General features: G+C 59.8%; 12 protein-coding genes, 1 tRNA gene and 1 pseudogene. 3 read left to right on the top strand and 11 right to left on the bottom strand.

The features are described 5' to 3' along the window. Positions 1–229 precede the first annotated feature (229 nt). From J0663_RS12680 to J0663_RS12660, 5 genes and pseudogenes are all read right to left on the bottom strand, one after another. On the bottom strand, positions 230–646 hold the full coding sequence (locus tag J0663_RS12680; RefSeq protein WP_207244493.1) for an MAPEG family protein: 417 nt from the start codon (positions 644–646) through the stop codon (positions 230–232). 63 nt (positions 647–709) lie between these two features. Continuing rightward, positions 710–883: pseudogene (locus J0663_RS12675) on the bottom strand (SDR family NAD(P)-dependent oxidoreductase); the annotation flags it as partial. After that, positions 861–1,430: a hypothetical protein gene (locus tag J0663_RS12670; protein WP_207240677.1), complete on the bottom strand. Its 570-nt coding sequence runs from the start codon at positions 1,428–1,430 to the stop codon at positions 861–863. The pseudogene J0663_RS12675 and the gene J0663_RS12670, both read right to left, overlap by 23 nt. A gap of 2 nt (positions 1,431–1,432) precedes the next feature. Next, positions 1,433–2,917, bottom strand: a complete 1,485-nt coding sequence (guaB, locus tag J0663_RS12665; protein WP_207240676.1) for an IMP dehydrogenase — start codon at positions 2,915–2,917, stop codon at positions 1,433–1,435. 302 nt (positions 2,918–3,219) lie between these two features. Beyond that, complete coding sequence (locus J0663_RS12660) at positions 3,220–4,212, bottom strand: MBL fold metallo-hydrolase (protein ID WP_207240675.1); 993 nt, start codon at positions 4,210–4,212, stop codon at positions 3,220–3,222. Between the two features lie 244 nt (positions 4,213–4,456). Between J0663_RS12660 and J0663_RS12655 the strand changes: the two genes are divergently transcribed. After that, positions 4,457–5,881: a DHA2 family efflux MFS transporter permease subunit gene (locus J0663_RS12655; RefSeq protein WP_207240674.1), complete on the top strand. Its 1,425-nt coding sequence runs from the start codon at positions 4,457–4,459 to the stop codon at positions 5,879–5,881. 8 nt (positions 5,882–5,889) lie between these two features. Here J0663_RS12655 and J0663_RS12650 read toward each other — a convergent pair whose 3' ends face one another. Genes J0663_RS12650 through J0663_RS12640 form a run of 3 tightly spaced genes read right to left on the bottom strand, consistent with a single transcriptional unit; the run spans position 5,890 to position 8,615 of the window. Continuing rightward, on the bottom strand, positions 5,890–6,273 hold the full coding sequence (locus J0663_RS12650) for a VOC family protein (RefSeq protein WP_207240673.1): 384 nt from the start codon (positions 6,271–6,273) through the stop codon (positions 5,890–5,892). Positions 6,274–6,329: 56 nt separating this feature from the next. Next, positions 6,330–7,049, bottom strand: a complete 720-nt coding sequence (locus J0663_RS12645) for an RlmE family RNA methyltransferase (protein WP_207240672.1) — start codon at positions 7,047–7,049, stop codon at positions 6,330–6,332. Positions 7,050–7,058: 9 nt separating this feature from the next. Further along, positions 7,059–8,615: a Ppx/GppA phosphatase family protein gene (locus J0663_RS12640; RefSeq protein ID WP_207240671.1), complete on the bottom strand. Its 1,557-nt coding sequence runs from the start codon at positions 8,613–8,615 to the stop codon at positions 7,059–7,061. Between the two features lie 243 nt (positions 8,616–8,858). On the opposite strand from J0663_RS12640, the gene J0663_RS12635 reads away from it, so the two are divergent. Continuing rightward, positions 8,859–8,932, top strand: a tRNA-Gln gene (locus tag J0663_RS12635). 66 nt (positions 8,933–8,998) lie between these two features. Here the strand turns inward: J0663_RS12635 and J0663_RS12630 are convergent. The 3 genes from J0663_RS12630 to gmd all read right to left on the bottom strand — a co-directional run bounded on the left by J0663_RS12630 (position 8,999) and on the right by gmd (position 12,363). After that, positions 8,999–10,021, bottom strand: coding sequence for an SAM-dependent methyltransferase (locus J0663_RS12630; RefSeq protein WP_207240670.1), 1,023 nt, complete (start codon positions 10,019–10,021; stop codon positions 8,999–9,001). 329 nt (positions 10,022–10,350) lie between these two features. Beyond that, positions 10,351–11,301: a GDP-L-fucose synthase gene (gene fcl / locus J0663_RS12625; RefSeq protein WP_207240669.1), complete on the bottom strand. Its 951-nt coding sequence runs from the start codon at positions 11,299–11,301 to the stop codon at positions 10,351–10,353. Then, a complete protein-coding gene (gene gmd, locus J0663_RS12620; protein ID WP_207240668.1) occupies positions 11,302–12,363 on the bottom strand; it encodes a GDP-mannose 4,6-dehydratase in 1,062 nt (353 codons plus the stop codon). It lies immediately after the preceding gene. Between the two features lie 859 nt (positions 12,364–13,222). Between gmd and J0663_RS12615 the strand changes: the two genes are divergently transcribed. Beyond that, the gene (locus tag J0663_RS12615; RefSeq protein ID WP_207240667.1) at positions 13,223–14,416 is read left to right on the top strand and encodes a glycosyltransferase; all 1,194 of its coding nucleotides are present in this window, start codon (positions 13,223–13,225) and stop codon (positions 14,414–14,416) included. The last annotated feature ends 1 nt before the right edge of the window (position 14,417 follow it).

Genomic DNA, 14,417 nt, shown 5'->3' with positions numbered 1-14,417 from the left:
GCATCGAGCGGATATGACATTCCAGGAGTTCATCAGCGGTAAATGGAAAAGCTCGCATTTTAACGACCGGCAAAGGCCTGTGAATTCAAGCCCTCACAGCATATCGTGGTAATTGACGGGCATTGAAAAGACTTCGAAAAGTTGTGCCCTGCTCTCGGGAAAGCAGAGTTAAGCGGCGCAACCGTCAAGGACATGGAGCGCGCGTTCGGTCAGCTGCGATCGACGCAACTCAGTCCATCGCCATCCAAACAGCGAGCCAGACCCACATGGTAGCGAGCACAAGATAGCCTGCCGCAAAAAGCGGGCTGCGATAGCGCATTTCATTGCTGGTGACGTGGACCGCAGCGTGAGCATAACGCAGCGCGACGAAGATCCACGCAAGGCCGACGGTGATGATGTTATCGGCCTGCGTGATATAAAGGAGAATGCAACAGACGTGGAAGAGCACCGGCAGTTCGAACTGGTTGGCGAGAGCGTTCTTGACCACGAGGCTTTCGACCGGCTCGGCGCGATTTTCTCGATACTCCGACCGAGCGATTTTTCCAGCGCGGATCATTTTCGCGCGCCTCAGGCTAAGAAGCGCGTATAGACCGTAGACCAGGGCCGCATGGGCGAGGAGTGGCCAGAAGATTTCATATCCGGTCATGATCGCCACTTCCTTTTCCGCTTTTGTCTGTTGGCAGCACTAGCGGAAAGGATAAGCGGATGCCAGCGATGATCCTGGCGAGAGCAGTGGCAAGGCCTTCTGCACCGTAAAGAGAACCCCCGTCACATTCCGATCGAACGTATCGTCATACTGCTCTTCGGTGATTTCGCCGAGGGGCAACATGGAGCCGCCACCGGCATTGACGAAGAGCACTTCAACCTTCCCAGCTTCGGTCTTCGCCGGTCGACAGCCAACGGGCAATGGCAAGCCGCGTGGCGACGATGAAGCAGATAGCGAGACTTGCGAATTTCAACCGCGTCATCCAAGGCAGCAGGTGCATTGCAAGACCTGCGGACGTGCCTTCGCTAAAGGCGATCAGGCTGGAAATGTTCTCACCATAGTCGGAGATGCCGTAGATGAAAGGCAACAGATAGATCGCCTTGGCTATGAGCGGATGAAGCGGCCGGCCGAACCAGGAGCCGACGGGGCCAAGCCTGAAGAAAACAAGGAACAGCAGCGCCGTCAGCAATGCCGGAAAGATCAGCTCCGGCCCGAAATACATGGCGCTGAGCAGCTTGGCCGCCGTCTCGTTCTCATCGAGCAACTTCTGCATGTGGAAAACGGCAGATTCGTCGTAGCCTGCGAAATAGGTGTCGAGCACGGCCTGCCCGGTTTCGTGCTTGAAGGGTACGACGAAGCCGAAAGTCGTCCAAGCCAGCACAGCCAGGCAGAGGGCTGCGAGCAGCGCGACGACCCAGAGGGAAATTGCGCTGCCCGCCTTCATGATTAGAGGCCGGCTCCCGGATAGTTCGGGCTCTCACGGGTGATCGTCACGTCATGGGCGTGGCTTTCGCGAAGACCGGCGCCGGAGATACGCACGAACGTCGCCCGCTCCTGGAAATCCTTGATGTCCTTGCCGCCGACATAACCCATGGCCGCCTTGAGGCCGCCGGCAAGCTGGTGGACGACGGCCGAGACCGGTCCCTTGTAGGGTACCTGGCCCTCGATGCCTTCCGGCACGAGCTTCAGCGTGTCACGCACCTCAGCCTGGAAATAGCGGTCGGCCGAACCGCGGGCCATGGCGCCGACGGAACCCATGCCGCGATAGGCCTTGAAGGAACGGCCCTGATAGAGATAGACCTCGCCCGGGCTCTCGTCGGTGCCGGCCAGCAGCGAGCCGATCATCACGGCGGAAGCGCCGGCGGCGATCGCCTTGGCAAGGTCACCGGAGAATTTGATGCCGCCGTCGGCGATCACAGGCACGTCCTGATCCTGGGCGGCCTGAACGGCCGACATGATGGCGGCGAGCTGGGGAACGCCGACGCCAGCGACGATGCGCGTCGTGCAGATCGAGCCCGGGCCGATGCCGACCTTGACGGCGTCTGCGCCCGCGTCGATCAGCGCCCTGGTGCCGTCATAGGTGGCGACGTTGCCGGCCATGATCCTGACCGAATTGGAAAGCTTCTTGACCCGGGTGACGGCATCGAGAACGCGCTGCGAATGGCCATGGGCGGTATCGACGACCAGAAGGTCGACGCCGGCCTCGATCAGCCGTTCGGCACGCTCGAAGCCGTCATCGCCGACGCTGATGGCGGCCGCGGCTCGAAGCCTGCCCTGCGCATCCTTGGACGCGTTCGGGTTCAGCTGCGACTTCTCGATATCCTTGACGGTGATAAGACCGACGCAGCGACCTTCCCCATCGACGACCAGCAGCTTCTCGATGCGATGCGAGTGAAGCAGGCGCTTGGCTTCCTGCTGATCGACGCTCTCCTTGACGGTGACCAGATTGTCCTTGGTCATCAGCTCATGGATCTTCTGCTCCGGATCGGAGGCGAAGCGGACGTCGCGGTTGGTGAGGATGCCAACAAGGCGGCCCGACTTCTCGACGACGGGAATGCCCGAAATGCCATGCGATTTCATCAGGCCCAGCGCTTCGGCAAGCTTCGCCTCGGGGCCGATCGTGACGGGATTGACGACCATGCCGCTTTCGAACTTCTTCACCTGGCGGACCTCTTCGGCCTGTTCGATCGGCGTCAGATTGCGGTGGATGACGCCGAGGCCGCCGGCCTGGGCCATGGCGATCGCCAGCCGGCTTTCGGTGACCGTATCCATGGCCGAAGAGAGGATCGGGATGTTGAGGTCGAAGTCGCGGGCGATGCGGGTGGCAATATTCGTCTGACCGGGCATGACCTCGGAGTGGCCGGGCTGCAGCAGCACGTCGTCAAAGGTTAGCGCGTCCGCGCCGGTTGCCGTTTCAATGATGCGAGCCATGGCCAAATTCCTTCGTTTAAGAAAATGCAAGCCGCCCCGGAAACGAATCGTCCGCCCCGGCGGTGTGCATGAGTTGCTTGGAAGTTGGCGAGGGCTGGTAACACGTCTACGACAGGAAGGAAATAGCAAAAAACCCGGCATATCAGCCGGGCGTGTCATGGGTGCCATGCGCACAGAGCAATTCCAGGCACTATGCGAAGCGGTTCTGCCGGGCAAAGCGCGCAGCGATATCGCCGGGAATGGCGTGAGAACAAAGAGATAGAGCGGTTCCTGGCTTCGATGAAAAGCTGAACCGCTCTTGCTCAGATGTCGAACTGATAGGTCTTCGGCACGAAGCGATAGCCGCCGTCCTGCTTCTCGGCAAAGCCCACCGCCGGGAACGGCATGTGGTAGCCGAGGAAGGCGATCTTGTCGGTCGCGATCATGTCGAAAACCTTGCGGCGGCTGGCCGCCGCCTGCGCCTTGTCCATATCGAAGCGCACTTCCCAGTCCGGGCGCAGCAGCGACAGGATATAGTGGTTGGCCGTGTCACCGGTCAGCACCAAGCGCTTGCCCTCGGATTCCAGATGGAACACCATATGCCCAGGGCTGTGACCGGCTGCCAGCATCGCCGTCATGCCGGGCACTACGCTATCACCGTCCTTGAGGAAGGTCGCCTTTTCCACGAGCGGCGCGACATTGGCGAGCACGGCCTTGTGGCCGCCTTCGGCGGTCGTGCCTTCGCGTGATTTGTTCGACCAGAAATCATATTCGGCCTGACCGATGACATAGCGGGCATTCCGGAAGGCTGGAGCGCCATTTTCCATCAGACCGCCTATATGATCGCCGTGCAGATGGGTGAGCGCCACAAGGGTGACGTCGTCGGCCGAATATCCCGCGGCCTTCAGGCCTTCGGCCAGCTGGCCGGCGCCGCGCGCCCGCCCGGCCGCACCGAAGCCAGTATCGACGAGAATGACATCCGAACCGGTATCGATGAGGGCCGGCGCATATCCGTTGACGAACTTGTCGGCCGGCAGGAAGTTTGCCGTCAGCAAAGCCTTGACGGTTTCGGGATTCTGATTGGTGCCGAAGGTTTCATTGGGTTTTTCGGAAATGTTGATACCGTCGCGCACGACGGAGACCTTATAGGAACCAAGCTTGAATTGATTGATTTCGGGCAAAGGCGCTGCATTCATATTGCTGCTTTCTCCAGTCGCGGCCGCCACGGCCTTCTCTCTTAAAATCATCGGCGCCGCCAAGAGCCCGAGGCCTGCGGCAAAAAGCGTGCGTCGCTTTATTTGCGTTGAAACTACCATTTCTACTCCCCTTTGATACGCGGCGTGTCGGCCGCACTGCCCCGAGATCCCACCCGGATTTCCTGCCCCTGGCGAAGCAAACATGTGTCAATCTTGATAGGGAAGGTTGACGGGCAAGCCATCTCACGCAGACGTGAACCAAACGCGCCATCGAAGCGGGTTGAAGGATTGGCAGGCTTGGGAAGTGGGTCTACACAGCAAATGCCTTTCCTGCTTCATCCGCAGCCTATCAAGGCTCCCGCCTATGAACCGCATTGTCCCGCTGATCCTTGCCGTCGCTCTGTTCATGGAGCAGATGGATTCCACCGTGATTTCGACGGCGCTGCCGGCAATTGCGAGGGACCTGAATGTCGGGCCGATCACGCTGAAACTGGCGCTGACCTCCTACATGGTGGCGTTGGCGGTGTTCATCCCGGTCAGCGGCTGGATGGCCGACAGGTTCGGCGCCAAGAAGATTTTCCGCCTGGCCATCTCCGTCTTCGTTATCGGCTCGATCTTCTGCGCCGTCTCCTCCAACCTCGTCGAATTCGTGTTTGCCCGCTTCCTGCAGGGCATGGGCGGCGCGATGATGACGCCGGTCGGCCGCCTCGTGCTGGTGCGCACGACGCAGCGCAGCGATCTGGTCTCGGCGATGGCGCTCTTGACCGTCCCCGCTCTTGTCGGCCCGCTCACCGGTCCGCCGCTCGGCGGCTTCATCACCACCTATTTCAGCTGGCACTGGATCTTCCTGATCAACGTGCCGGTCGGCATTATCGGCATCTGGCTGGCGACGATCTTTCTGCCGGAGGTGGAAGCGACGGCGCCGCCGAAGCTCGATTTCACCGGCTTCGTGCTGACGTCATTTTCGGCTGCGGGCGTCGTCTTCGGCCTGTCTGTGGTCAGCCTCCCGGCCCTGCCCCCGGCGATCGGCGTCACTGCGACCTTGATCGGCCTTGCCTGCGGCATCCTCTATGTGCGCCATGCCAAGCGTCACCCGGCGCCGATCCTCAACCTCAACCTGTTCAAAAACCCGACGTTCCGGGCCTCGACCACGGGGGGCAATCTCTTCCGCATCTGCGTCGGCGCCATGCCGTTCCTGACGCCCTTGATGCTGCAGCTCGGCTTCGGGCTGACGCCGTTCCAATCCGGCCTCATCACCTTTGCCGGAGCAATCGGGGCGATCACCACCAAGTTCATGGCCAAGCGTGTTTTCGCGGCCACCGGCTTCCGCACGACGCTGATCGGCGCCGCCATGGTGACGACACTGGTCACCGTCATCACCGGCTTCTTCACCCCGGCAACGCCGCATCTCGTCATCATCGGCGTGCTGCTTATCGGCGGCTTCTCCCGCTCCTTCATGTTCACCGGCGTCAATGCGCTCGCCTTCGCCGAGATCGACGATGCCGAAGCCAGCCAGGCGACATCGATGAGTTCGGTGATGCAGCAGATCAGCCTGGCGCTCGGCGTCGCGGTCGCGGCCGCGATATTGGAGACCTCGATCTATCTGCGCGGCGAGGCACTGCAGGTTGCCGATTTCCACCTCGCCTTCTACGTCATCGCCGGCCTGACCATCATTGCGACCATTCCCTTCATCCGGATGGACCGCAATGCCGGCGCGCTCGTTTCCGGCCACCGATCGCGTCACATGGCGACGTCGGCGATCGAGGCCGAACAGCCGGCCGTGAGATAGACCTGGGATTATTCGGCACTTTCGCAAACCGCACTGAGCTTATTGCCGTCGAGATCGCGGACATAGGCGGCATAGAAATGAGCATGGTAGGGGCGCAGCCCCGGCTTGCCTTCATCGACGGCGCCGGCCGCCATTGCCGCCGCATGGAAGGCATCAACAGCCGCCCGCGTTTCCGCAGCCAATGCGACCATTGCGCCGTTACCCGCTGTCGCCCGGCGGCGATTGAACGGGGTCACCACCCAGAATCGGCAGCGCGTATCGCCGTCGGCGGAATAGCCGATTTCCTCCTCCGAATAATGCTGGCGGCGATAGCCGAGCGCAGGCAGCACGGCATCATAAAAATGCCCTGCGCGATAAAGGTCGTTGGATCCGATCGTCACGTAAAGAAGCATAGGATCAGCTATTCAACTCCGAGTTCGCCTATCATCGGACAGGACTGGCCCGAAGATCAAGCTTCCTCTGACTGCTCCCCGGCCTTGCGCCCTTTGAACCCCTTGGCCAGCAGGAACATCTCGACCGATTCGGCACGTGAGGAATTCGGCTTGACGTGGACGACCTGGCGGAAGTTCTGCTTCAGCATGGCGAGCAGGTCTCGCTCCGTGCCGCCCTGGAAGGTCTTGGTGAGGAAATGCCCGCCCTCCCCCAGCACCTCGATGGCGAAATGGGCCGCCACCTCGCACAGATGCATGGTGCGCAGGTGATCGGTGCGGTGGTGGCCTGTGGTCGGCGCGGCCATATCGGAGATGACGAGATCGGGCGTGCCGCCGACAGCCTCCAGTAGCTTTTCCGGCGCACTGGGATCGAGGAAGTCGAGCTGCAGGATCTTCACGCCGGGAAGCTGGGCCATTTCGAGGAAATCGATCGCGGCGACACGGACATCCTCATCCGTCGATCCGGTGACCTTGGCGGCAATTTGCGACCAGCTGCCGGGAGCCGCGCCCAGATCGATAATACGCCGGGCGCCGCGCAGAATGTGGTACTTCTCGTCGATCTCCAGGAGCTTGAAGGCAGCACGGGCGCGATAGCCTTCAAGCTTGGCGCGCTGCACATAGGGATCGTTGATGTGGCGCTGCAGCCATTGGCGCGAGGATGCCTTCATTTTCTTGTTCTTGACGCGCTGGCCGAGCTTGCGGCCGGTGCGGTTTCCCGCGATCGGTGCCTTTGTCATGCCTTCCCCTTATTTCGCACGCTGGCCACGACGGTTGCGGTTTCGCCGCCACACGCCGTCATCGGCCATCATGTCGGTGAGCAGGCCTTCCCTCAAGCCGCGATCGGCAACGCGCATGCGCGGGCTCGGCCAGCGACGGCGGATCGCCTCCAGAATGGCGCAGCCGGCCAGCACCAGATCGGCGCGGTCCGGTCCGATGCAGGGATTGGCGGCGCGGCTTTCGAAATCCCAGGAGAGAAGCTTTGCCTGCATGGCGGAGACCTCATCATCCGACAGCCAAATGCCATCGACCTTGCGCCGGTCATAACGCGGCAGGTCGAGATGGACGCCGGCAAGCGTCGTCACCGTGCCGGACGTGCCGATCAAATGGAAATCGCCGGTCTGGGCGACCTCGATCTCAGGGCAATCGAAGCGTCCGAGCATGCCTTCGACCTCGTGCACCATGCCTTCGAAAAGTTCCGGGGTGACATCGCGCCCGCCGTGACGCTCCGACAGCGTCACGACGCCGACCGGCAGCGAGGTCCAATGGGTGATGTGATTGGCCAGCCGACTGAAACGATTGTCACCGATGCGGATGACGGCAATCTCCGATGAGCCGCCACCGATATCGAAGAGGACGACGGAGCGCGTCTCGCGCCCGACCAACGAAGAGCAGCCGGAGACGGCAAGCCGTGCCTCGGTCTCCCGGTCGATGATCTCAAGCTCAAGGCCGGTTTCAGCGACGACGCGGCCGAGGAACTCCTCGCCATTGACCGCCTGGCGGCAGGCTTCGGTGGCGATCAGCCGCATGCGGCGGATTTCCCGGTTCCTGAGCTTGGACGCGCAGATCCTCAGCGCCTCGATCGCCCTTTCCATTGCCTCGTCGGACAGCCGGCCGCTGGCCGCAAGGCCTTCGCCAAGGCGCACGATGCGGGAAAAGGCATCGACGACGCGGAACTGCCCGGGTCGGGTCGGCTGGGCGATGAGCAAGCGGCAATTGTTGGTGCCGAGATCGAGCGCGGCATAGAGTTCTTCCGGCCATGCATGCTCGCTGGCCTGGCGATCCCCTTGGTGACCGTTGCTCTCCTGGCGCCCCTTGCGGCCGACGCCCGCGCCGTTCTGCATTTCGCGCGGGACGGCGCTACGCGCCGTCTCTTCCATGCGGCTTTCCTGCGGCGGCACATGGGAAGGCTTTGCCGATGTCAGCGGCCGGCCCTGCAGCCCGCGCTTGCCCCGATGCTTACGGCGGTTGCGTCGGGTCGATGCGGGTTCGCCGTCGAGCCGGGCGGCATTGGCCGCCGCGCCCGTCTGTTCCGTCGCCTGGGTTTGAATCGAGCCATCCTGCGGAGCGCGATGACCGCCACGACGGCGGCGCTTCCGCTTGCGGGCCGGAGAGCCGGCGGCATCTTCAATCGGGCGTGCAGGCTGCCCGGCGCTGCCGGAGAGCTCATGCGAAGCGGGATGAGCGGCACTGCGGGTTTGCCCGCCGCGCTTGCCCTTGCGACGCCTGGACTTCTTGCCGTCCCTGCGCCCTGCCGCCGACGCCCCGTCAAATTGCGGCTTCGCGCCGCCTTCGGGGTCTTCCACTTTGTTTTTCCACTGCGCCGCGCAAGTCCTTGAGATATGCAGCAGGCGCTCATTTGATTTTTGCGTTGCCGCAAGAATATCAGCGCCCGCCAAAATCACCAAATTCTTTTTTGGGAGAGGGCTTTGCGGAGGAGTTTCACTCGAGATGAGAGGGCCGATTTTTTTCAAAACAGGTATTTGCAATCGCCGGGCTTTTGTTTATAAGCGCCGCACACCAGCCGAACCGGCCGCCGGTCCGCTTGCTGGGGAATAGTTCAATGGTAGAACAGCGGACTCTGACTCCGTCGATCTTGGTTCGAATCCAGGTTCCCCAGCCAATTCCTCTTAAATTCTCAGATGCGCTCGGTTCTGTCGACAAAGAGGGCGACCGGATTTTGCTGCGGCTATGCAAAAATGATGAGGCTTGCCGGCGTTGGCGGCATCGGTTTGACCGTGACACCGGCAAGGCCGGCCAGTCTTGCCATCTCGGTTAGCTCGCTTTGCCTATAAGCCTGGCCCGCCGGGGTGCTGGCGAGCATCTCCCAGGAGAAGGCCGCGGGAAAAGGCGGCGACACGCCATCTTCGTTCGGCACGAAATCGACCGCGACGATCCGGCCGTTCTCCGCCAGGCTTGCGATGATCCGCCGTAACAACTGAGCACAAGTCGGCAAATCGAAGTGGTGCAGAAAATTCGGCAGCAGCACGAGATCGTAACCCATGCCCCAATCCACATCGAAGGCACTGCCGGCGATCGTCCGGTAGCGGTCGGCCACGCCGGCTTTTTCCGCATTCTGCCTCGACAGCTCCAACACGGCCGCCCAGTCGACGGCGACGATCTGCGCCGATGGAAAGCCCTTGGCGATTTCGATGCCGAAAACGCCTGGACCCGCAGCGATGTCCAAAACCTTTTCAGGAGGCCTCGGCCAGCTGGAGATTTCGCCAGCCAGTATCTTGGCGCTGAGCCCGGTAAAGGAGCCCATGCCGCGGGCAAACTTCAGCCAGACGGGATTGTCCGGCGACATGTTCGCAAGGCCACACGAACCGCCGTTTCGCACGACGGCGGCGGGATCACGCAGAAAATTATCCAGTATTTCGGGAGCGGCGGCAAACTCGACGGCAGAGCCCATATAGGCCGGCGAATTGCGATCGAGGAACATTCGGGTCGAGGGCGTCATCCGATACTGTCCGCCCTCCTTGTTCAGGAAGCCATGGACCACGAGGTAATCGCACAGGATGCGCACTCCACGCTCCGAGGCGCTTATCGCCGGCGCCAACATTGCTGCCGTTTTGCCCTCGCCGATATGCGTGAAGAGGTCTAGCTCGATGGCGGCCCTGATCGCTGCCGTCTTTCGGCATGCAAACAGTGCATCGACCACAAGTTCGGGCGACACTGCGCCAGCATGGGCGTCCTCGACGATTGTTTCCATGGAATCCCCCACGAGTTTCGGCCGATCTTGCCTGGCAGCGCCAGCCGCAGAAATTATGCGTATATTCGCCCTTCCTACAATACTCACCGCGCTAACCCTATCGGGTTCCCCAGCCGCAATAGCCCCGAGCCGTGCCGCCCGCCGCCGACCTTATTACTCGTCGGCAGACTGCAGAACCGCATTCTCGGCTTTATCCTGACGGTGGTGAAGGTTCAGACGACAATGCGTTCCGGACCGGCCGGCCAGTGGCCCATAAGGCAGGAGGCTCGCGACACCCCTGTGTGGCGAATCAACGTGAAAAGAGAAATGCCGATCCGAAGGACCTGGTATCAGACCGCTGAATCCGATTTATTTTCGAATTCCAGGAACCAGGCGTAAGTGGCTCGGATGCCGTCCTCGAGCGAGATGCGCGGTTTCCAGCCCATGTCCTGCAGCTTCTGATTGCTCATCAGCTTTCGCGGCGTGCCATCAGGCTTGGAAAGATCATGGATGATCTCCCCCTCATAACCGACAACGCGGCATACCAGACGCGTCAATTCGATAATTTCGAGATCCGTGCCCGAGCCGACATTGACATGCTGCGCGCCCGAATATGATTTGAGGAGAAACACCAACGCATCGGCGCAGTCGTCGACGTGAAGAAATTCGCGGCGCGGGGTGCCTGTGCCCCAGACCACCATATGCGGGTCTTTGCGAAGTTTCGCAGCATGAGCCTTGCGGATCAGCGCTGGCAGAACATGACTGGTATTCAGGTCGAAATTATCGCCTGGCCCGTATAAATTGGTCGGCATGGCCGAAATGTAATCCCGGCCATATTGCTTGCGATAGGCTTCCGCGAGCTTGATACCGGCGATCTTGGCCATCGCGTACCATTCGTTGGTCGGCTCAAGCGGACCGGTCAACAGAGCGTCTTCGGGAATCGGCTGTGGCGCGAGCTTGGGATAAATGCAGCTTGACCCCAGGAAGAGAAACCGGTCCACGCCCGCCCGATGGGCAGCCTCAAAGAGGTTGGCTTCAATAATCAGATTGTCGTAGATGAATTCGGCGGGATAGCTGTCATTCGCGAGGATACCGCCAACCTTGGCAGCGGCGAGAATGATCGCGTCAGGCCGGGTTGCTTCAACAAATTTCTCGACCTCGTCCTGGCGCGTCAAGTCGACCTCGGCGCGCGTGGCCGTGACGACGTTGCAGGCTTCGGATTGAAGCCTGCGCACAAGAGCACTGCCGACCATTCCGCGATGACCGGCAACCCAGATCTTCTTGTTGGATAAGTCGTACACTCAGACCTCTTTCCGGCTACCTTGAGCCTTCCAGTGCTTGATATCCTCGCGCACCATCTCCGCGGCGAGTTCGCGAACCGGCGTCTTGTGGTGCCAGCCGAGATTCTGGCGTGCCTTGGAGGGGTCGCCAAGCAGAAGATCGACTTCCGTCGGGCGGAAATATCGAGGATCGATTTCCACAAGGCACGCACCGGAGGCGGAGTCATAACCCTTTTCGTCGACGCCGGACCCCTTCCACTCCAGGGTGATGCCGACGTCGGCAAAAGCCCACTCGACAAACTGGCGGACACGCGTCGTCTCACCCGTCGCCAATACGTAGTCATCCGGCTTGTCCTGCTGCAGCATGCGCCACATGCCTTCGACGTATTCGCGCGCATGGCCCCAGTCACGCTGGGCGTCAAGGTTCCCGAGGTAAAGCTTGTCCTGAAGGCCGAGGCTGATGGCCGCCACCGCCATCGTGATCTTGCGCGTGACGAAGGTCTCGCCGCGAAGCGGACTTTCATGGTTGAACAGAATGCCGTTGGACGCGTGCATGCCGTAGGCCTCGCGATAATTCACGACGATCCAGTAGGCATAGAGCTTGGCTGCGGCATAGGGAGAGCGCGGATAGAATGGCGTCTTCTCGTTCTGCGGCACTTGCTGCACAAGACCGTAGAGTTCCGATGTCGACGCCTGGTAGAACCGGCTTTTTTTCTCAAGACCCAGGATGCGGATCGCCTCAAGCAACCTCAACGTCCCGATACCATCGGCATCGGCGGTATATTCCGGCGTTTCGAAACTAACGCCGACATGGCTTTGTGCGGCCAGGTTGTAAATTTCGTCAGGCTGTGTCTGCTGCACGATCCGCAGGAGATTGGTCGAGTCGATCATATCGCCATAGTGGAGGACGAAGCGTGGATGGGCCTCATGCGGATCCTGATAGATATGTTCGATGCGGCCGGTATTAAAAGACGAGGACCGCCGCTTGATACCGTGCACCGTATAACCTTTGCTCAAAAGCAATTCGGCCAAATAGGCACCATCCTGACCAGTCACCCCAGTAATAAGCGCGGTTTTTGTCATTTTTTCACATCGTCTTTCGATACAATCTTCGGGTCGTGTTTATGGAAACGGCCGAACGAGTGCAACCCCCATGTAACTGCGGTCGGGCCGGCGAAATGCGCATCGTCGATCTCTTCGGTCGATGTGAGACTGGCACAATGGGACTGTCGTCAACCTCAACGCGCTCACTTATGCCGGCAATCTTGAAAACCTTACGTCGTCTGGAACCATCCGCGCCATCTTTTCGTCAAAGGCAGCATCGCTGACCACAAGCTGGTAGAAGAAGTGCTCCGTTCGCATCGTCCCCACGCAAATCTGAAATTCGCGGCCGAAAGTCATGTCGATCGATTGACCCATGGCCTCGGAACTTATCCGGCGCCCGTCCTGCAAAAGCGTAACGGCTTCCTCGGGCGCTCTTCCTTGACTGTTCTCAACGGACACGAGGTCGTTTTGCCCTTCAGTTTGCTTTCCCGCTCCAGGTTTTGATGGCCACTCAAGCACCATAGAAGGAATTGTCGGTCACTGTCTCAAGATTGCAACGACACCCCCCAAACACGTCCAATTTTGGTTGTGACCGGGCCGTTGTGGGTGTTGTCGTGATCGTAGGATATGCTAAGGCAAACCTAGAAATTATCAGATGCAACTGAATGGATGACGCGGATGCCTCCTCGCGCCAATTGGTGAGAGCGCCCTTTTGCGGATCTCCGTGACGATCAATTCGTGACAGCATCCGCTGGCTGTGACCCTTTTACATAGGGAAAGAGAAATTGAGGACGAGATCCGCTGTGTCAGATTATCTGTGAAAAACGACGCGGTTCTCCGGCCTGATCGAAATGTGAAGTAGGCGTCTGCTGGCGCGGACGCTGAGGTTAGTCAAATCATGAAAATTGGCATCTTGTTAGAAAACCCGATTCAGGTCGGTGGCGGTTTCAATCAAGCAATCAATGCGATCGTACAACTCCAGCGTATCATCGGAAAACAGCATGAGGTCGTGGCTTTCACGACAATCAAAGCCAATCTCCAGCATCTCAAGCGACTTGGAGTTCCCGCAAAATACCTGCCTGCCGCCGGAAGACTATCCCGAATTGCACTCGCCGTGTTGCGCCGCTCAATCCGCAAGGAAATTGGTAAAGCGTGGATGGCAAACAAGATCGAAAATGCGCTGCTGAAAGCAGGCATGGATCTGGGGTATTTCGTTACACATTCCTCAACTCCGAACTATTTCCGCAAGCTCAATTACGTCACAACAGTCCTTGATCTCTGTCATCGCGACGATCTCGAATTTCCGGAAGTCAGCTCCGATGGCAGATTCGAAGAACGAGAGCGGCACTTTTCCACATGCCTGCCACGTGCGGTCGCCGTCTTGGTGGCATCACATCAACTACTGAGGAGGATTGTCGTTCGCTACGGAGTTGACGAAGAGCGCATGATTGCGATGCCGTTCGAACCCTCTCCGTTCTTAAGTGAAGCGCATTCGATCGATCGCACAGCCGTGCTCGCCAAATACGGGCTGAGGGATGGCTATTATTTCTATCCGGCGCAATTCTGGCCTCATAAGAACCATATACGCATTCTTGAAGCGATCTCGTCGTTAAAGCAAAAGACGGCTAATTCCGACATACGCGTGGTCTTTTCGGGTGGGAACAGCGGAAATTTGGCCTGGATCAAGCAGCAAGCGCAGCGGTTAGGCGTCTCTGACAATGTGACGTTTCTCGGCTTTGTGCCGGTTGATCACATGCGCGCGCTTTACGAAGGCGCTCTGGCCGTCGTGATGTCGACTTATTTTGGTCCGACCAATCTACCGCCGTTGGAAGCCTGGGCAGTCGGCCGCCCGTTGATTTATTCGGCGCACCTCAATGAACAGGTCGGCGATGCGGCGTTGTTTGCCGACGCTGATGACGCAGAGCAGTGGGCCGACGCAATGTTGCGGATTCGAGATCCTGCGGTGGCAGTTGATCTGATCGAAAAAGGGCGTAAGCAGCTAAAAGCGATCGACACGGAGCGGCTCGAAGCCGAGACCCAATTCGTACATAGGCTCGAGCAATTTGCGCAACGCAGGAAATGCTGGGAATAAT

This window comes from Rhizobium lentis, from assembly GCF_017352135.1.
GTDB classification, from domain to species: domain Bacteria; phylum Pseudomonadota; class Alphaproteobacteria; order Rhizobiales; family Rhizobiaceae; genus Rhizobium; species Rhizobium lentis.
This window is presented reverse-complemented; position numbering and strand designations above follow the sequence as displayed.